The organism is Mesorhizobium sp. P2_E6 (assembly GCF_056403835.1).
Genome location: NZ_JBFUEQ010000005.1, coordinates 1 through 17,839, shown reverse-complemented (window position 1 = coordinate 17,839; position 17,839 = coordinate 1). Strand labels below are relative to the sequence as shown.

The window sequence follows — 17,839 nt, the reverse complement described above, 5'->3', positions numbered from 1 at the left end:
CGTGACATTGCCCCCGCAAAACCTGCTTGCCGAAGAAGCCAGCCCCTATCTGCAGCAGCACAGCGGCAACCCCGTCCATTGGCGGGCCTGGTCGCCGGCTTCGCTTGAAGAGGCGAGGGCGCTGGACAGGCCGATCCTGCTCTCGGTCGGCTATGCCGCATGCCACTGGTGCCACGTCATGGCGCATGAAAGCTTCGAGAATGACGACGTCGCCGCCGTCATGAACCGTCTGTTCGTCAATATCAAGGTCGACCGTGAGGAACGGCCGGACATCGACCAGATCTACATGGCCGCCCTGTCCTCAATGGGCGAACAGGGCGGCTGGCCTCTGACCATGTTCCTGACGCCGGACGGCAAGCCGTTCTGGGGCGGTACCTATTTTCCGCGCGAGCCGCGTTACGGCCGCCCGGGCTTCATCCAGGTGATGCAATCGGTGGACAAGGCCTGGCGGGAGAAAAGGGCGAGTCTGAACCAGAGCGCCGACGGCCTGACGATGCATGTCGAGGCCCGGCTCGCCGGTTCGCATGCCAAAACAGTGCTTGATCGCGACACGCTCGAAGGCCTCGCCAGGGGCATCGACGGCATGATCGACCGCGATCTCGGCGGCTTGCGCGGCGCGCCGAAATTCCCCAATGCGCCATTCATGCTCACGCTTTGGCTGTCCTGGCTGCGCGATGGCAATTCCACGCATCGTGATGATGTCCTGCTCAGCCTCGACCGGATGCTGAGCGGCGGCATCTACGACCATGTCGGCGGCGGGCTGAGCCGCTATTCGACCGATGCCGAATGGCTTGTGCCGCATTTCGAAAAGATGCTCTACGACAATGCCCAGCTCGTCCACTTCTGCAACTGGGCCTATGCGGCAAGCGGCAATGATTTGTTCCGGATACGAATCGAAGACACGGTCGGCTGGCTGTTGCGTGAAATGCGCGTCGCCGGCGGCGCCTTCGCAGCCAGCCTCGACGCCGACAGCGATGGCGAGGAGGGACTGTTCTACACCTGGAGCAAGGTAGAGATCGAAGCTGCACTTGGCGACGATTCCACTTTGTTTTTCAAATACTTCACGCTCGCCAGCCCGCATGGCTGGGAAGGCAAGCCGGTCGTCCATCAAACCAGCTCCCAGCAAGCCCAAAGTGTGGTCGATCGCGATCAACTCGTGCCGCTCAAGGCGAAACTTCTCGCCACAAGGGAAGGGCGGGTCCGGCCGGGCCTCGACGCAAAGACCCTCACCGACTGGAACGGCCTGATGATTGCAGCCCTGGCCGAGGCTGGCCGGTCGCTGGCGCGGCGCGACTGGATCGACGCGGCGGCAAAGGCCTTTGCCCATATCAACACCGCCAGCCGCGACAACCGCTTGCCGCACTCGATGCTGGGCGCGAGGAAATTGTTTCCCGCGCTGTCCAGCGACTATGCCGCCATGGCCAATGCGGCGATCGCGCTGTTCGAAGCCACCGGCGACTGGAGTTATGTCGAGCAGGCCAGCCGGTTCATCGAGCAGCTGGATCTCTGGCACGCCGATGCCGACAGCACCGGCTACTATCTCACCGCTTCCGACAGCACCGACGTGCCGATCCGCATCCGGGGCGACGTCGACGAGGCCATTCCTTCCGCGACCGGACAGATCATCGAAGCGCTGGTTCGGCTCGCCTCCGTCACCGGCGATCTCGACCTGCAGGAAAAAGCCTGGAAGGTCGCCGAGCATGCCGCCGGCCGCGCTGCGCAGCAGGCCTATGGCCAGGCAGGCGTCGTCAACGCCTGTGCGCTGGCGATCGAGCCGCTTAAGCTGGTGCTAATTGATGATCCGTCCAATCCCAAACTTGTTCCGGTTGCGAATCGAAACCCCGATCCGCGTCGGGTCGACGTTATCATTTTTATCGGTTCGGAAGCGAATCGACCCGCGCTGCCCGGTGGATTCCTGCCGCCGACCGACAGGCCGGGTGCCTGGCTCTGCACCGGTCAAGTCTGCCTTCCCGTTGTGACGAATCCCAAAGAGCTCGAACACCTCTTGCGACGCCAATAGGATCAGGAAACCTCGCCTTCCACCGACGGGGGAGTCCGCTACCACATGCGGCCGCGCCGTATCGGGAATGCGACCTGATCTCGGACAATGAAAAACCCCATCCCGGTTTTGCCGGAATGGGGTTTGATAAATAGGCCGGATGTTTCGGCCAAACCCGTTACGTGTTCATCGAATCGAAGAAATCCGCGTTGGTCTTGGTCTGCTTGAGCTTGTCGATCAGGAACTCAATCGCGTCCGTGGTGCCCATCGGCGCCAGGATGCGGCGCAGCACGAAGATCTTCTGCAGGTCCTGCTTGGAGACCAGAAGGTCCTCCTTGCGGGTACCGGACTTCAAGATGTCCATGGCCGGATAGATGCGCTTGTCGGCAACCTTGCGGTCGAGCTGGATTTCGCAGTTGCCGGTGCCCTTGAACTCTTCGAAGATGACTTCGTCCATGCGGCTGCCGGTGTCGATGAGCGCAGTCGCGATGATGGTCAGCGAGCCGCCTTCCTCGATGTTGCGGGCGGCACCGAAGAAGCGCTTCGGCCGCTGCAAGGCATTGGCGTCGACACCGCCGGTCAGCACCTTGCCGGATGACGGCACAACCGTGTTGTAGGCGCGGCCGAGGCGGGTAATCGAATCGAGCAGGATGACGACGTCGCGGCCATGCTCGACCAGGCGCTTGGCTTTCTCGATTACCATTTCGGCGACCTGGACGTGACGCACCGCCGGCTCGTCGAAGGTCGAGGAGATAACCTCGCCCTTCACCGAGCGCTGCATGTCGGTGACTTCCTCCGGCCGCTCGTCGATCAGCAGGACGATCAGATAGCATTCCGGATGGTTGGCAGTAATCGAGTGGGCGATATTCTGCATCAGAACCGTCTTGCCGGTACGCGGCTGCGCGTTGATCAACGCGCGCTGTCCCTTGCCGATGGGCGCCACCAGGTCGATCACGCGCGGCGAGATGTCCTTGCTGGTCGAATTGTCGATCTCCATCTTCAGCCGCTTGGTCGGATAGAGCGGCGTCAGATTGTCGAAGTGGATCTTGTGACGGATCTTTTCGGGATCGTCGAAATTGATGGTGTTGACCTTGAGCAGGGCGAAATAGCGTTCGCCCTCTTTCGGGCTGCGGATCGGCCCTTCGACCGTATCGCCAGTCTTCAGCGAAAAGCGGCGGATCTGCGAGGGCGAGATGTAGATGTCGTCGGGACCGGGCAGATAATTGGCATTGGCGGAGCGCAGGAAACCGAAACCGTCCTGCAGCACCTCGACAACACCGTCACCGATGATCTCGATCTCCTGGGCGGCCAGTTTCTTCAGGATAGCGAACATCAGCTCCTGCTTGCGCATGACGCTGGCGTTCTCGACCTCGAGCGATTCGGCATAAGCGATCAGCTCTGGTGGCTTCTTGTTCTTGAACTCTGCGAGTTTCATTTCTTGCATAGACGGACTCTGAATCTGCTTTGGGGAAAATATATCGGCGGGATGCGACAAATGCCGGGCGCGGCCGAAAGCAATAAAGGGCGGCGCATGACGGGAAGGAAGACCCGTCTTTTATCGTCGCTTGGGTGAAAGAGCAAGCTGCGTTTTATGGGCCCTGGTAAGAGCTAAAACGGCTTGACTACAACCAGGATCACGATTGCGATCATCAGTAATGTGGGGATCTCGTTGATCATCCGCCAGTGCCGGGCCGGCTTTTCGTTGCGATCCTCGGCAAATTTGCGCACCGCGCCCGCCAGATAGCCATGAACGGCGGACAGCAGAAGCACCGCACCGATCTTGGCGTGCAGCCAGCCACCGTGGAAACCAAAGACTTTCCACGCGAGCCACAGACCAAAAACCCAGGTGACGATCATTGCCGGATTGATGATGCCGCGCAGCAGGCGGCGCTCCATCACTTTGAAGGTCTCCGACTGCACCGAGCCCTTCTCGGCATCCACGTGATAGACCAGCAGCCGAGGCAGATAGAGCATGCCCGCCATCCAAGAAATGACGGCAAGGATGTGGATCGCTTTCGCCCAGGGATAGAAGCTGTCGGGCGCGACGAAAAACAAAACTGCCGTGAGAACGACCAGCACCGCAATGCCGATCACCATCCGCATCATTGCCTGGCCAGTGCTGTTGGTGCTGCCAGTGCTGTTTGATTGTGTCATCAGCGGGTCGCGCTCCTCACCAGTTTCACCATTGTCTCGACATGCGCTATCGGCGTCTCCGGCGTGATACCGTGACCGAGATTGAAAATCAGCGGCCCGTCTCCCAGCGTTTTAAGGATGGCCTCGACACCATCGGATAGGGCTTTGCCGCCAGCAACGAGCCGCAAGGGATCGAGATTGCCTTGGACCGCACCCAAGCGCTGCAAATCCTTCGCCGCCACCAGGGGCACCGTCCAATCGATCCCCAGGGCCGTTACTCCGGTCTTCTGACGATAGGTCCGGTACCGCGCACCAGCCCCCTTGGGAAAACCAATGATTGGAACATCGGGATGAACCGCCCGGACCCGGCCAACGATCTCGGTCACCGGCTGAACGCAGAACAGGTCGAACGATGCATCATCGAGAACGCCCGACCAGGAATCGAAGATCTGCACCACATCCGCACCGGCCTCGATCTGGCGGATAAGATAGGCGGCCGAATGATCGGCAAGCACTTTCAGCAAATGTTGAAAGGCTTCCGGCTCGCGATAGGCAAACAGCCGCGCCGGCCCCTGGTCGGGCGTGCCATGGCCGGCAATCATATAGGTTGCCACCGTCCAAGGCGCGCCGCAGAAGCCGATCAGCGTTGTCTCATCGGGCAGTTTTGCCCGCAGCCGGCGGACCGTCTCGTAGACCGGTTCGAGATTCACGTGAAACGTTTTGCTTTCCAGAGCCGCAATCTCTGGCGCCGTGATCGGCGTCAGCAGCGGGCCGCGCCCCTCTTCGAAGCGTACGTCCCGGCCAAGCGCGTGCGGAACGACGAGGATATCCGAGAACAGGATCGAGGCATCGAAGCCGAAGCGCTCGATCGGCTGCAAGGTCACTTCGACGGCAAGGTCGGGATCGTAGCAAAGGTCGAGGAACGAACCGGCCCGCCGGCGTGTCTCGCGATATTCCGGCAGATAACGCCCGGCCTGACGCATCATCCAGAGGGGAGGCGGAAACACCGTCTTGCCCTTCAGGACGTCCAGCATGATCCGGTTCTGGGGCATCGAGCGCTCGCTTCTCCAAGCCTCTCTATAATCAAAGATTCTTATATCTAAGATTCTTCTGATTCTAAGAGTCTGTTGGTTGTGGTGGTTGTCACCTGTCCCGCTTTGCCCGCAAAAACACCAGCTAGCATATTGTCGCGCGCTCGCCTCTCCAGACTGTAGGGTTCTGGGGAAAGTCCGGAATCCATGACTGGAGTCAAGGCGTTAGGAACCGCAGGGGAAAGCCGTCCCTGTGGACAGGCGAGAGACAAAAGACGCCGTCCCCAAACTTGTCCCCAGCCGTCCGGCGAAGCTGACAGTGCGACGAATTGTGGACAAACTGCCATCTGATACAGTCACCCGTGACCGGCCCGTCTTTCCATCCCGCTTTATCCACAGCCGCCCACAGCCTGGAGTGACCCCTTGTGAACAAACCCCAGAGCTTCTTCCACCTGCATCTAATTTCCGACGCGACCGGCGAAACGCTGCTCGCCGCCGGTCGGGCGGCTTCGGCGCAATACAAGGACGCGCGGGCCATCGAGCATATCTACCCGCTCATCCGCACCGAAAAGCAGGTGGCCAAAGTGTTCGAGGACATCGAGGAGGAACCGGGCATCATCCTCTATACGGTCGTCGACCAGAAGCTGGCGCGCGGCATTGACGAGCGCTGCGCGACCATGGGGCTGCCCTGCGTGTCGGTGCTGGAGCCGGTGCTGACCGTGTTCCAGTCCTATCTCGGCACGCCGGCCGGCCGCCGCGTCGGCGCCCAGCATGTTCTCGACGCTGAATATTTCCGCCGCATCGACGCGCTCAATTTCACCATGGAGCATGATGACGGCCAGCTGCCGGCCAATATGGACGATGCCGACATCGTGCTGATCGGCATCTCGCGCACGTCGAAGACGCCGACGAGCATCTATCTCGCCAACCGCGGCATCAAGACCGCCAATATCCCGATCGTGCTCGGCGTGCCGGTGCCGGAGAGCCTGGTCAACGCCAAGACCCCGCTGATCGTCGGGCTGATCGCCACCGCCGAGCGCATCTCGCATGTCCGGCAAAACCGCATCCTCGGCAACAGCAGCACTTACGAAGCGAGCGACTATGTCGACCGCGCCGCCATCACCGAGGAGCTCGCCTACGCCCGCCAGATCTGCACGCGCCATGGCTGGCCGATGATCGATGTCAGCCGTCGCTCGATCGAAGAAACGGCAGCGGCGATCGTTGCCCTGCGCGGCAAGTCGAGATAAATGAGCGAAAAGTGAGTTTTCCGAGTCTTCTCCAGGCGAAATCTAGCCGAAAGTCGGTGCTGCCCCTCACCTGCCTGCCGGCATCCCCTCCCCGTATAGTGACGAGGAGAGGGGCGCTGCCATCGATAATTTCGCCAATCGCCAGCGGTGCTGGAAACAGCGCCGGCGCTGAAGGTGCCCCTTTCTCCCCGTCACTATACGGGGAGAAATGTCCGGCAGGACAATGAGGGGCAGCGCCCACTTTACCGACTAGAGCTGCTCATACTCCAACCGCGCCTGTGCCTGCGCCCGAGTGCAAAATGACCGAAAAAATCATCCTCGCCTCTAGCAGTCCGTTCCGCAAGGCGATGCTCGTCAATGCCGGCGTCGATGTCGAGGCGGTTGCGGCCGATGTCGACGAGCGGGCGCTCGAGGCGCCCTTGCAGGACAGCGGTGTCTCGCCCGAGGATGTCGCCCTGGTGCTGGCCGAGGCCAAGGCGACCGAGGTCAGCGGGCGCCGGCGTGGTGCACTGGTGCTCGGCTGCGACCAGACGCTGTCGCTCGGCGACGACGTGTTCCACAAGCCGGCCGACATGGAGGGCGCGCGCCGTCACCTGCTGGCGCTGTCGGGCAAGACCCATCAGCTCAACAGCGCCGCCGTGCTGGTCCGCGATGGTCAGGTGCTGTGGCGGCATGTCGGCATCGCCAGCATGACCATGCGCAAGCTCGACCCTGCCTTCATCGGCCGCCATCTGGCTCGTGTCGGCGCCAAGGCACTGGCCAGCGTCGGCGCCTACCAGGTCGAGGGCGAAGGCATCGAGCTCTTCGAGAAGATCGAGGGCGACCATTTCACCATTGTCGGCCTGCCGCTGCTCCCGTTGCTGGCCGAACTTCGTGCCCTTGGAGCGATCGATGGCTGAGGCGACCAAAAAAGCTTTCGTCACCGGCCATCCGATCAAGCACTCGCGCTCGCCGAAGATCCACGGCCACTGGCTCGCCCAACATGGCATCGTCGGCAGCTACCAAGCCATCGACGTGGCGCCGGAGGACTTTGCTCAATTCCTGGCGACGCTGCAGGCGAACGGTTATCGCGGCGGCAATGTCACCATTCCGCACAAGGAGGCGGCCTTCGCGCTGGTCGACCGGCGAGACGAGGCGGCCGAAGAGATCGGCGCTGTCAACACGCTGTGGTTCGAGGACGGCATCCTGTGGGGCGGCAACACCGACGGTCACGGCTTTGCCGCCAATCTCGACGATAATGCGCCGGGCTGGGCAAGCAACGGCCCGGCTGTCGTGCTTGGCGCCGGCGGCGCGTCGCGCGCCATCATCCATGCGCTGAAGCAACGCGGTGTCGCCGACATCCGCATCGTCAACCGCACGCTGGCCCGGGCGCAGGAATTCCGCGATCGCTTCGGCGCCGGCGTTACCGCGCACGGCATGGCGGCGACCGGCGAACTGCTTGCCGATGCCGGTCTGCTGGTCAACACCACGGCGCTCGGCATGCACGGCAATGAGACCCTTGCCGCCGATCCCGCCTTGCTGCCGGGCCACGCCATCGTCAACGACATCGTCTATGTGCCGCTGGAGACGCCGCTGCTTGCCGCGGCCCGCGCAAGGAGGCTGAAGGCCGTCGACGGTCTCGGCATGCTGCTCAACCAGGCCGTGCCCGGCTTCGAGCGCTGGTTCGGCGTCAGGCCGCAGGTTACGGCCGAATTGCGCGCGCTCATCGTCGCCGACCTGGTGCCGAAACCATGATCGTGCTCGGTCTCACCGGCTCGATCGGCATGGGCAAGTCGACAACGGCCAGGATGTTTGCCGAGGCCGGCGTCCCGGTTCATGATTCCGACGAGGCGGTGCATCGCCTCTATGCCGGCAAGGCCGCGCCCTTGGTCGAAGCGGCCTTTCCCGGCACGACGGACGCCGGCGTGGTCGATCGCACAAAGCTGGGCGAACGCGTGCTTGGCGACGCCAGCGCGCTGAGGCGGCTGGAGTCCATCATCCACCCGCTGGTGCGCGCCGATGCCGATGCCTTCCTGGCGCGCAACCGGGCCGACGGTGCGCCGCTTGCGGTGCTCGACATTCCGCTGCTGTTCGAAACCGGCGGCCGCAACCGCGTCGACAAGGTCGTCGTCGTCACCGCCGCGGCCGAAGTGCAGCGCCAGCGCGTGCTGGCGCGACCGGGCATGACCGAGGAAAAACTGGCATCGATCCTGGCCAAGCAGGTGCCGGATGCGGATAAGCGTCGTCAGGCCGATTTCATCATCGACACCGGACAAGGGATGGACGCCGCTCGCGCGGCGGTCAAAGCCATCGTTGCGGATCTGACCGGGGATAAGTCAAGGAATGCCATCTCCTGACGCCAGGCCGTCAGCATTGCCCATTGCCATTTTGTTCCCGTCTTATGATTCTGCTCGCCTGGAGTGACTGATTCGATGCGTGAGATCATCTTCGACACGGAAACCACCGGCCTCGATTCGCGTGACGACCGCGTTATCGAGCTGGGCGGCATCGAGCTGGTCAACCGCTTCCCGACCGGCAAGACCTTCCACCACTACATCAACCCTCAAGGGCGGCCGATCCACGCCGAAGCGCAGGCGGTCCACGGCATCAGCGCCGCGGACCTCGCGGGCAAGCCAACCTTTGCCGAGATTGCCGAGGAGTGGCTGGCCTTCATCGACGGCGCCAAGCTGGTCGCCCACAACGCCACGTTCGACGTCGGTTTCCTCAATGTTGAATTCGGCCGGCTGGGCCACCCGGTCATCGACAATGGCCGTGTCGTCGACACGCTGGCGCTGGCGCGCCGCAAGCACCCGATGGGCCCCAATTCGCTCGACGCGCTCTGCCGGCGCTACGGCATCGACAACACAAGGCGCACCAAGCACGGCGCCTTGCTCGATTCCGAACTGCTGGCCGAAGTCTATATCGAGCTGATCGGCGGCAAGCAGGCTGCCCTCATCCTCGACAGCGCCACCGCGCCGGCTGGGGGTAACGAGAATGTCCGCCAGATTGAAATCACCATCAGCCAGCGCCCGGCCCCCTTGGCGCCGCGCCTGACCGAAGCCGAGCGCGCCGCGCACGCAGGCATGGTCGTCACACTCGGCGAAAAGGCGCTGTGGTTGAAGGTTCTTGGGAACTAAGGTCGTTCCGTAAGCGATCCGCCGGCATCTCCAAACAAAAAACCCGGCGCAAGGCCGGGCTTTCAAACGCTACCGCAACAGCAAGCCTCAGCTCACCTTGACGTTGGACGCGGCCTGGTCTTCCGCCAGTTTCTGCTGGAACATCTGCGCGAAATCGATCGGGTCGAGCATCAGCGGAGGGAAACCGCCATTGCGCGTCGCTTCGGCGATGATCTGCCGGGCGAAGGGGAACAGCAGGCGCGGGCATTCGATGAACAGGATCGGCAGCATGTGTTCCTGCGGGAAGCCGCTGATCGCGAACACACCGCCATAGATCAGCTCGACATTGAACAGCACTTCCTGGTCGAAGGAGGCCTTGGCGTTCAGCGTCAAATTGACGTCGAACTGCTTGTCGGAGAGCGGGTTGGCGTTGACGTTGACGTTGATGGCGATGCCGGGCGCCTTGTCGCGGCCGCGCAGCGAGTTCGGCGCGCCGGGGCTTTCGAACGACAGATCCTTCACATACTGCGCCAGGACGTTGAGCGACGGCTGTGCCGCATTGCCGTTTCCGTTGGCTGCGCCGGGCGCCGCGTCATCTTTGCTTGCCATAAGCCTTTGTCCTCTTGCCTGGGCAGCATCGCTGACCGAATTGAAATCGGGCGTTCGCTACCATGGTCGGCATGACAAGACAAGGTTTGCCACCTTATGCATGTCGCCCAAAAGTGCGCAGCGGTTTTGGGACGACGACATGCATCAAAGCAAAATTTCAGGTGCGCTTCAAACGCACGTCGCCTTGCTCAGGCCTATTCGTCCTTGAGGCGGCGCCAGGGAGAGTTGTGGTCCGGTCCGCGCGCATAGTCGTCGCTGCGCGAATAATCGCCATCGTCGAGGTCGATGGTCTTGTCGCGCTGCCGGCCGCGGAACCCGCCGGTGCTGAAATTGGTGGCCAGCACGACGCGGCCCTTCAACGCCCGCCAGGCGAGATCCCGCACCGGCGGCAGGAACAGCAGCAGGCCGATGATGTCGGTGATGAAGCCGGGTATGATCAAGAGGATCGCCGCTAGCACGATCATCGCGCCATGCGCGAGCTGGCGGCTCGGATCGCGGCCGGCGTCCATTTCGGCCCGGATCCGCGTCATGACGCTGAAACCCTGGTGCCGGAGCAGCAGCGCACCGGCGATGCTCGATGCCAGCACCAGGCCGACCGTCGCCAGGGCGCCCACCTGGCGTCCGACAACCACGAAGCCGGCGATTTCCAGCAGCGGCAGCGCCAGGACAAAAAGGGGAAAGAACGAAATGCGCAAGTCTTGCCAACCCTTTTCGATCGTTTTGGCCGTTGGCGATCAATCGCCGCTGGCACTGGGCCTGTTAGATAGGTATGCCTGCCTTTGATTTGAATGATTGCGCCTTGCGTTCTATATGCTTTGAATGTTGAACGCTATGAGACCGTACCCCTCGGGGCCGGCGGTCCGGCTACAAGGCAGGGATTGATTGGCGGAAGATATGGGATTCTTCGACTTCGGCACGATTTTCTTCCTGATTGCGGCAGTGGTCATCTTTTTCCAGCTGCGCAATGTGCTGGGCCGACGCACCGGCAGCGAACGGCCGCCGTTCGACCCCTACACGGCCGCCCGCAGCGGCGACAAGGATGCCGCGCAGAAACCTGAAAACGTCGTCTCGTTGCCGCGCAAGCGCTTGCCGGGCGAGCCTGCGGCCGAGACTTATGCGGCGATCGACGCCTTCGCCAAGCCCGACACCGACCTCAACAAGGGATTGCGCACAATCAAGGACAACGATCCGTCCTTCGAGCCGAAGAGCTTCGTCGACGGCGCCAAGATGGCTTACGAGATGATCGTCATGGCCTATGCCGACGGTGACCGCAAAACGCTGAAGAACCTGTTGTCGCGCGAGGTTTATGATGGCTTTGTCGCCGCCATCGGCGAGCGCGAGGCCAAATCGGAAAAGATCCAGTCCTCCTTCGTCGGCATCGACAAAGCCGACATCGTCTCGGCCGAGATGAAGGGTGGCGAGGCGCATGTCACGCTGCGTATCATCAGCGAGCTGATTTCGGCGACCCGCGACAAGGCCGGCGCCGTCATCGACGGCGACCCGGAAACCGTCGCCGAGGTCAAGGACGTCTGGACCTTCGCCCGCGACACGCGCTCACGCGATCCGAACTGGAAGCTCGTCGCCACCGAGGAAGAAGACTGAATCCGGTAGAAGTGGCGAGGCTCCGGTGTCGCTATCGCCTCTTTTTGTCGGGAAATCCTTCGGCGCCTTGCCCGGCTGGGATGAGGACGACCATCTCTCTGCCTTCGCGGCCTTTCGCCGTTCCGCTTTCCATGTCCTGATCAAGCCCTATCGCAGCGGTTCGCTTGGTGTCGACTTCAACGCCTTTGCCGAACCCTACGCCGAGGCCCGCATCGTTTCGCCGGCGAATCGGTCGCAGGCCCGCGACTTTTTCGAGCGTCATTTCATCCCGATGAATATCCGCGCCGAGAATGGCGGCTCCGGTCTCGTCACCGGCTTCTACGAACCGCAAGTCGAGGCATCGCCGGTGCGAACGGACCGGTTTTGCGTGCCGCTGCTGTCGCGCCCGGCCGATCTCGTCGATATCGACGAGGCCAATCGGCCGCCCAGCATGGACCCCTACCTCGCCTTTGCCCGCCACACGCCGCATGGACCGGTCGAATATCCCGACCGCGGCGCCATCGAGCGTGGCGCGCTTGACGGCAAGAGGCTGGAAATCGCCTGGCTGGCCGACAAGGTCGATGCCTTCTTCATCCATGTGCAGGGCGCGGCCAGACTGAACATGACCGACGGCAGGCTCCGCCGCGTCACCTACGCCGCCAAATCCGGCCAACGCTTCACCGGGCCCGGTAAAATCCTCAGCGAAATTGGCGAGATCCCGCTGGAAAAGGTGACGATGCAGTCGATCCGCGCCTGGTTCAAGGCGCACCCGGACCGCGTCGACGAGATCCTTTGGCAAAACCGCTCCTACATCTTCTTCCGAGAGGCCGATGTCGAGGACGCCGCCCTTGGCCCGATCGCCGCCGCCAAGGTGCCGCTGACGCCGGGCCGCTCCATCGCCGTCGACCGCCTACTGCACACATTCGGCACGCCGTTCCACATCGATGCGCCGTCGCTGACAGCTTTCGACGCAAAACCGTTCCGGCGCCTGATGATCGCGCAGGACACCGGCTCCGCCATCACCGGGCCGGCGCGCGGCGACCTGTTCGCCGGCTCGGGCGATGCGGCAGGCGAGATCGCTGGCGTGGTGCGCAACGCGGCCGATTTTCATGCGCTGATCCCGCGTGCTCTCGTTCCGGGTGCGAATCGATGACCCGGCGGCGAGCCAGACCGAGCGAAGCCGAGCTCAGCGAGGACGACCGGGTGCTGTGGAACCTGGTGGCGCGCACGGCCAAACCGCTCAAGGGCAGGATGGCCATCGACATCCCCGATATCCCGGCCGAGGCCAAGCCGATGCAGACGCAAGCGGCCCAGCCCGTTGCCAACCAGGCAGGCGCGGCAAAGCCGAAGACGCAGCATGTCGCGCACGCACTCGACGAACCGACGCTGGACAAGCTGTCGAAGGGACGGCTGCCGATCGAAGGCCGCGTCGATCTGCACGGCCTGACCCAGGACGAGGCCTATTCGCTGCTGTTCTCGTTCCTGCACCGGGCGCATGCCGGCGGCATTCGCTACGTGCTGGTCATCACAGGCAAGGGTTCGTCCTCCGGCGGCGACGGGGTGCTGCGGCGCGCCGTGCCCGCCTGGCTGTCGACGCCCGCCTTCCGGCCGCTGGTCTCCAGCCACGACCATGCCGCCCGCAATCATGGCGGCTCCGGCGCGCTCTATATCCGGCTGCGGCGGCACCGCGCATGAAGACGCGGGCATGACGCCGTTCGGCGAGAAGCTGCGGGCGCTCCGAAGCGAGCGCGGTGTCAGCCAGAAAGATATGGCGGCCGCGATCGGCGTCAGCGCCGCCTATCTGTCGGCGCTGGAGCATGGCAGGCGCGGCGCGCCGACCTGGACGCTGATCCAGAAGATCATCGGCTATTTCAACGTCATCTGGGACGATGCCGAGGAACTGGCCCGGCTGGCCGAAGCCTCGCATCCGCGCGTGAAGCTCGACACGTCAGGCCTCAGTCCCGCCGCCACCGAGCTTGCCAATCTCTTGGCCGAGAACATCGAGAAACTCGACGAAGCGGAACTGCGCCGCATTACCGCCTCGATCCGCGCGGCACTGGGCCGGCAACCGTAGCGAGGCCGGAGCCGCGAGTTTTACACGCGCGTCCGCTTCTGCCTGAAGAGCTGCCCGCCGGCGGTCCGCTGCGTCGAGATCATTTCTTGCCGGCCGCGCCGCCCTTATCTCCCCGGCCGCCATTGTCATTGTGGCCTCGACCACCGTTTCCACCGCCCAGACAGTTCGAGTCGCCATTGCTGCAACAGCGCCCGCCCCACAGGTCATTGGTCGATGTCTTGGCGCAGCCTGGAATGGTCTGATCTGCCAAAGCGGATCCGGCCAGCGCCGATACCGCGACGGCGGCGAGAAGGGTATTTCGCAAAAGTGCAGTCATCGGAAGTCTCCATGGTTGGTTTCTATCCACGGCCATGTGTCGTTGGCCGGGAGGGAATGGTTCATGGAGAATGCGGAATTGTTGGAAGCGTGAAGTGCAGGGCCTGCAACGCCGCGCTGCCCCTCATCCGCCTGCCGGCACCTTCTCGCCGTATAGCGACGGGGAGAAGGGTGATCGCTGCGACGTTGGCGCCCGTCTCGCGACGACGACAATTGGCGAAAATATTGATTACATGGCCTTTCTCCCCGTCACTACACGGGGAGAAATGTCCGGCAGGACAATGAGGGGCGGCGCCGAGTTCCGGTATCTGCCGAAGGGAGCTGAAGACGCGTGTTCTACTGAACCGAGCCGACCAACACCTGCTGGCCGCCGCGGATCGAGACCCAGCGGCCGGTGTTGTCGATCGCCTGCCGCTTGAGGAAGCGGTAGCCGGTCAGGTCCCACGACTTGACCTTGTCGTTCAGATTGTCGAGCACATAGTCGCCCTTGTCGGTGCGCACCGTCAGCACCGCATGGCCCTCGCCGTCGGGCTTGCGCACGACGGTGATCAGAAGGTCGGCAAGCGAGATGCCCATGCGCGAAAGCTGGCGCCGCTTCTCCAGCACATAGTCCTCGCAATCGCCGACGCCCTTGTCGGGATAGGCCCAGACCTCGTCCTTGCCGTAGATTTCCATGTCGCTCATCGGCTTGACGGCGGCATTGACCCTGGCGGTGACGTTGGTCAGCTTGCGCATAAGACTGTCGGTCATCGCGGCTGGCGCCAGATTGCTGGGGCGGATCGAGCATTCGCCCGGATGGAGCTTGCAGAAATCATAGTGGCCGATCGGCTGCGAGGTGAGGCCCCCGGTCGCCATTGCTCCAGCCGCCCAAGCCGGTGCCACCCAGCCTCCCGTTGCTGCCAGCCCGGCCGCTACGTACACGCGCAGCCTTCGCGCCATCGATGAGGATATCATTGTCCCCGTCCACCCTTAGTTATTAACGAAAGGTTAAAGGGGATTTACAGTCCGTGTCAATTACGACGACGGTCGGATTGATAGCATGGTTACCCGAGGGGCAGGACAGCGGCACTTGTGCAACAGAATCGGCTGCACAGCACTGGCCGTCTGGCCAACTCTGCTGGCGAATTGGCCCGGATTTTCCCTGCGGGAACCTATCTTTTGGCGACGCGGACCAGCTTCGGCTTCACCGCAACGCGGTTCTGGCGACCATAGCTGGTGATGAAGTCGACGATGCGCGGCACGATTTCGGAGCGGAAGCGCGAGCCATTGAACACGCCGTAATGGCCGACCGCCGGCTGCATGTAGTGCGCCTTCTTGTCGGCGGGGATGTTGGGGCACAGGTCGTGCGCCGCCTTGGTCTGGCCAAGGCCGGAAATGTCGTCGTTCTGGCCTTCGACCGTGAACAGCGCGACATTGCGGATATCGGACGGATCGATCCGGGTGCCGCGATGCGTCATCTCGCCCTTGGGCAAGGCGTGGCGCACGAAGACGGTGTCCACGGTCTGCAGGTAGAACTCCGCCGTCAGGTCCATCACAGCCAGATATTCGTCGTAGAAATCGCGGTGCTTCTCGGCATTGTCGCCGTCATGCTTGACCAGGTGCATGAAGAAGTCCTTGTGGGCAATGATGTGGCGGTCGAGATTCATGCTCATGAAGCCGGACAGCTGCAGGAAGCCGGGATAGACCTCGCGGCCGAAGCCCGGCACCGGCCACGGCGCCCGCATCACGACATTCTCGCGGAACCAGTCGATGCCCTTTTCCTCGGCCAGGAGATTGACCGCGGTCGGGTTGCAACGGGTGTCGATCGGCCCGCCCATCAAGGTCATGGTTGAGGGCACGAAGGGGTCGCCGCGCGTCTCCATCAGCGCCACGGCCGCAAGCACCGGCACGGAAGGCTGGCACACCGCCATCACATGGGTGTCGGGGCCGAGCGCGTGCAGCATGTCGATGATGTAGTCGATGTAGTCGTCGAGATCGAAACTGCCGTCGGCGAGCGGCACCATACGGGCATCGACCCAGTCGGTGATGTGCACGTCGGCATAAGGCAGCATCGCTTCGACCGTGCCGCGCAGCAGCGTCGCGTAGTGGCCGGACATCGGCGCCACGATCAACAGCTTCGGATCCGCCCGGCGCCCGGCGGGCACGGCGCGTTCGAAGCGGAGGAGATTGCAGAACGGCCGCGACCACACGGTCCTCTCGGTGACCTCGACGCTCTTCCAGTCGACCACCGTCTTGTCGAGGCCGAATGTCGGCTTGCCGTAGCGGCGCGTGGTGCGCTCGAACAGTTCGGCGGTCGCGGCGACCGAGCGGCCCCACGATGTGTGCGAAAACGGATTGAGCGGATTGGTGTAGAACATGCGCACCGCGTCGGCATAGAGACGCGCGGGCTGCATGGCGGCGTGGTTCATTTCATAGAGCTGGTAGAACATCGAGAACCCCGCTGCTGCCTGCGACTGAAGGGACGACGAGCAGCGTCATGCCTTGAATGTCTCGCGGGGAAGTTAACAACTAATTGCTGCGATGCAATACGTCATGTGGCGTGACTAACGCTTCTTTCGTCCAAAGCCTTGAAAATTCGGCCTGAACGGCGCAGCCGGCTCACTGTGCGGCGCGAAGTGTGTAAGAAATGTGTCTGGCATTGGTGCCGGACACCCGACCATGATTCCCGAAAAGTGGATTGCGGTTTTCTCGGACAAACGGAAAACCGTTTTGTCCAGAGATCATGGTCCGGGCAATGGCAATATCAGACGCGCGCCATGCAGACGGCGGTATGGCCGGAACCGATGAAGCCGAGCTGGCCGGCGGCACCCTTCGACAGGTCGAGCACGCGACCCCTGATGAACGGGCCGCGATCGTTGATGCGCACGATGACGCTGCGGCCGTTGTTCTGGTTGGTCACCCGGACCTTGGTGCCGAAAGGCAAGGTACGATGGGCTGCGGTCATCGCCGACGGGTTCATGCGCTCGCCCGACGCGGTTTTGGAGTGCAGGGCGTACCAGGAGGCACGACCGCACTGGCCGGCGGCGGCTGCCGAAGATGCGCCGGCCATCAGGCCAGCAACCAGCGTTACCGCGACAAGCGCGGTCTGTTTTGTCGTATTCATATCTGGGGGATGGCTCCGTAGAGGCCGAAGCGTTCGGGCCATTTCCTTTGGCTCTTTCATCGCGCTCACCACGCCGCAACCGATCGACTTCGAAAGGGAGATCCGTCAATGAGACTGACCAAAAATCTGCTGGCGTTGAGGGCAAACCGTTCTACAGGGTGAGTTGCCCTTCACTGCGACCAGTATTGCCAGGCCCAGTAAAAACTTTCGTCACGCGGCGGCATGCGGTCGCGCCCGGCGTCCCAGCGCACCGGCGCCGGCGATCGCGGGCCATCCTCTTTTGTCCGTTTGTCATTGGACGCCAGGCCCAGCAGCCAGGCGCCGAAACGGCTGAACAGCGCGGCGGTGGAATGGGTCATCGTCATTCTCCCTTTTCCGATCATTCCTTCCCGCCTTGAGGTCGAGAGGCCGAAGCGTTCGGGCCATTTCCTTTGGCTCTTTCATCGCGCTCACCACGCCGCAACCGATCGACTTCGAAAGGGAGATCCGTCAATGAGACTGACCAAAAATCTGCTGGCGTTGATCGTGCTTGCCATCGGAGCGCTGTGGTCGCTGCAGGGCATCGGCGTGGTCGGCGGCAGCTTCATGACCGGCCAGTCGCAATGGCTCTATACCGGCATCGTCACCATGCTGGTCGGCATGGCCGGACTGG

At 62.8% G+C, this 17,839-nt stretch carries 20 protein-coding genes; 10 read left to right on the top strand and 10 right to left on the bottom strand.

Going from position 1 to position 17,839, the window contains the following annotated elements:
• Position 1: 1 nt before the first annotated feature.
• A complete protein-coding gene (locus AC1D08_RS13560) occupies positions 2 to 2,020 on the top strand; it encodes a thioredoxin domain-containing protein (RefSeq protein ID WP_457152313.1) in 2,019 nt (672 codons plus the stop codon).
• Between the two features lie 157 nt (positions 2,021 to 2,177).
• Here AC1D08_RS13560 and rho read toward each other — a convergent pair whose 3' ends face one another.
• The 3 genes from rho to hemE form a co-directional block, all read right to left on the bottom strand.
• Positions 2,178 to 3,443 (bottom strand): transcription termination factor Rho, encoded by a 1,266-nt coding sequence (rho, locus tag AC1D08_RS13555; protein WP_095083886.1) that lies wholly within the window; start codon positions 3,441 to 3,443, stop codon positions 2,178 to 2,180.
• Between the two features lie 164 nt (positions 3,444 to 3,607).
• On the bottom strand, positions 3,608 to 4,153 hold the full coding sequence (gene hemJ / locus AC1D08_RS13550; protein ID WP_477224800.1) for a protoporphyrinogen oxidase HemJ: 546 nt from the start codon (positions 4,151 to 4,153) through the stop codon (positions 3,608 to 3,610).
• Positions 4,153 to 5,184 carry a uroporphyrinogen decarboxylase gene (hemE, locus tag AC1D08_RS13545; protein ID WP_477224801.1) on the bottom strand — a complete coding sequence of 344 codons (1,032 nt, stop codon included), beginning with the start codon at positions 5,182 to 5,184 and terminating at the stop codon, positions 4,153 to 4,155. Before hemE ends, hemJ begins: the two co-directional genes overlap by 1 nt.
• A 404-nt stretch (positions 5,185 to 5,588) precedes the next feature.
• Here hemE and AC1D08_RS13540 point away from each other — a divergent pair, with 404 nt between their 5' ends.
• The 5 genes from AC1D08_RS13540 to dnaQ all read left to right on the top strand — a co-directional run bounded on the left by AC1D08_RS13540 (position 5,589) and on the right by dnaQ (position 9,526).
• A complete protein-coding gene (locus AC1D08_RS13540; RefSeq protein WP_095083883.1) occupies positions 5,589 to 6,410 on the top strand; it encodes a pyruvate, water dikinase regulatory protein in 822 nt (273 codons plus the stop codon).
• Positions 6,411 to 6,709: 299 nt separating this feature from the next.
• A complete protein-coding gene (locus AC1D08_RS13535) occupies positions 6,710 to 7,309 on the top strand; it encodes a Maf-like protein (protein ID WP_457152998.1) in 600 nt (199 codons plus the stop codon).
• Positions 7,302 to 8,144, top strand: coding sequence for a shikimate dehydrogenase (locus AC1D08_RS13530; RefSeq protein WP_457152997.1), 843 nt, complete (start codon positions 7,302 to 7,304; stop codon positions 8,142 to 8,144). Before AC1D08_RS13535 ends, AC1D08_RS13530 begins: the two co-directional genes overlap by 8 nt.
• On the top strand, positions 8,141 to 8,746 hold the full coding sequence (gene coaE, locus AC1D08_RS13525) for a dephospho-CoA kinase (RefSeq protein WP_457152996.1): 606 nt from the start codon (positions 8,141 to 8,143) through the stop codon (positions 8,744 to 8,746). The genes AC1D08_RS13530 and coaE overlap by 4 nt, the downstream gene beginning before the upstream one ends.
• A 75-nt stretch (positions 8,747 to 8,821) precedes the next feature.
• On the top strand, positions 8,822 to 9,526 hold the full coding sequence (dnaQ, locus tag AC1D08_RS13520; protein WP_457152995.1) for a DNA polymerase III subunit epsilon: 705 nt from the start codon (positions 8,822 to 8,824) through the stop codon (positions 9,524 to 9,526).
• Positions 9,527 to 9,613: 87 nt separating this feature from the next.
• Here dnaQ and secB read toward each other — a convergent pair whose 3' ends face one another.
• Positions 9,614 to 10,114 carry a protein-export chaperone SecB gene (gene secB, locus AC1D08_RS13515; protein ID WP_095083878.1) on the bottom strand — a complete coding sequence of 167 codons (501 nt, stop codon included), beginning with the start codon at positions 10,112 to 10,114 and terminating at the stop codon, positions 9,614 to 9,616.
• 194 nt (positions 10,115 to 10,308) lie between these two features.
• On the bottom strand, positions 10,309 to 10,809 hold the full coding sequence (locus AC1D08_RS13510) for an FxsA family protein (RefSeq protein WP_477392601.1): 501 nt from the start codon (positions 10,807 to 10,809) through the stop codon (positions 10,309 to 10,311).
• 199 nt (positions 10,810 to 11,008) lie between these two features.
• Here AC1D08_RS13510 and AC1D08_RS13505 point away from each other — a divergent pair, with 199 nt between their 5' ends.
• The 4 genes from AC1D08_RS13505 to AC1D08_RS13490 are packed head-to-tail and all read left to right on the top strand — an operon-like array spanning position 11,009 to position 13,769.
• Positions 11,009 to 11,716 (top strand): Tim44/TimA family putative adaptor protein, encoded by a 708-nt coding sequence (locus tag AC1D08_RS13505; protein ID WP_184872745.1) that lies wholly within the window; start codon positions 11,009 to 11,011, stop codon positions 11,714 to 11,716.
• A gap of 25 nt (positions 11,717 to 11,741) precedes the next feature.
• Entirely contained in the window at positions 11,742 to 12,848 is a 1,107-nt protein-coding gene (mltA, locus tag AC1D08_RS13500) for a murein transglycosylase A (RefSeq protein ID WP_457152992.1), read from the top strand.
• Positions 12,845 to 13,390: a Smr/MutS family protein gene (locus tag AC1D08_RS13495; RefSeq protein ID WP_457152991.1), complete on the top strand. Its 546-nt coding sequence runs from the start codon at positions 12,845 to 12,847 to the stop codon at positions 13,388 to 13,390. The genes mltA and AC1D08_RS13495 overlap by 4 nt, the downstream gene beginning before the upstream one ends.
• Before the next feature lie 10 nt (positions 13,391 to 13,400).
• Positions 13,401 to 13,769, top strand: coding sequence for a helix-turn-helix domain-containing protein (locus tag AC1D08_RS13490; RefSeq protein ID WP_457152990.1), 369 nt, complete (start codon positions 13,401 to 13,403; stop codon positions 13,767 to 13,769).
• A 79-nt stretch (positions 13,770 to 13,848) separates the two neighbouring features.
• Here AC1D08_RS13490 and AC1D08_RS13485 read toward each other — a convergent pair whose 3' ends face one another.
• The 5 genes from AC1D08_RS13485 to AC1D08_RS13465 all read right to left on the bottom strand — a co-directional run bounded on the left by AC1D08_RS13485 (position 13,849) and on the right by AC1D08_RS13465 (position 17,546).
• Positions 13,849 to 14,085, bottom strand: coding sequence for a hypothetical protein (locus tag AC1D08_RS13485; protein ID WP_184872749.1), 237 nt, complete (start codon positions 14,083 to 14,085; stop codon positions 13,849 to 13,851).
• A gap of 335 nt (positions 14,086 to 14,420) precedes the next feature.
• Positions 14,421 to 15,038 (bottom strand): transglutaminase-like cysteine peptidase, encoded by a 618-nt coding sequence (locus tag AC1D08_RS13480; RefSeq protein ID WP_457151071.1) that lies wholly within the window; start codon positions 15,036 to 15,038, stop codon positions 14,421 to 14,423.
• A gap of 197 nt (positions 15,039 to 15,235) precedes the next feature.
• The gene (locus tag AC1D08_RS13475) at positions 15,236 to 16,513 is read right to left on the bottom strand and encodes a polyhydroxyalkanoate depolymerase (RefSeq protein WP_457151070.1); all 1,278 of its coding nucleotides are present in this window, start codon (positions 16,511 to 16,513) and stop codon (positions 15,236 to 15,238) included.
• A gap of 314 nt (positions 16,514 to 16,827) precedes the next feature.
• A complete protein-coding gene (locus AC1D08_RS13470; protein ID WP_457151069.1) occupies positions 16,828 to 17,187 on the bottom strand; it encodes a septal ring lytic transglycosylase RlpA family protein in 360 nt (119 codons plus the stop codon).
• 170 nt (positions 17,188 to 17,357) lie between these two features.
• The gene (locus tag AC1D08_RS13465) at positions 17,358 to 17,546 is read right to left on the bottom strand and encodes a hypothetical protein (protein WP_477423369.1); all 189 of its coding nucleotides are present in this window, start codon (positions 17,544 to 17,546) and stop codon (positions 17,358 to 17,360) included.
• Positions 17,547 to 17,839 lie beyond the last annotated feature (293 nt).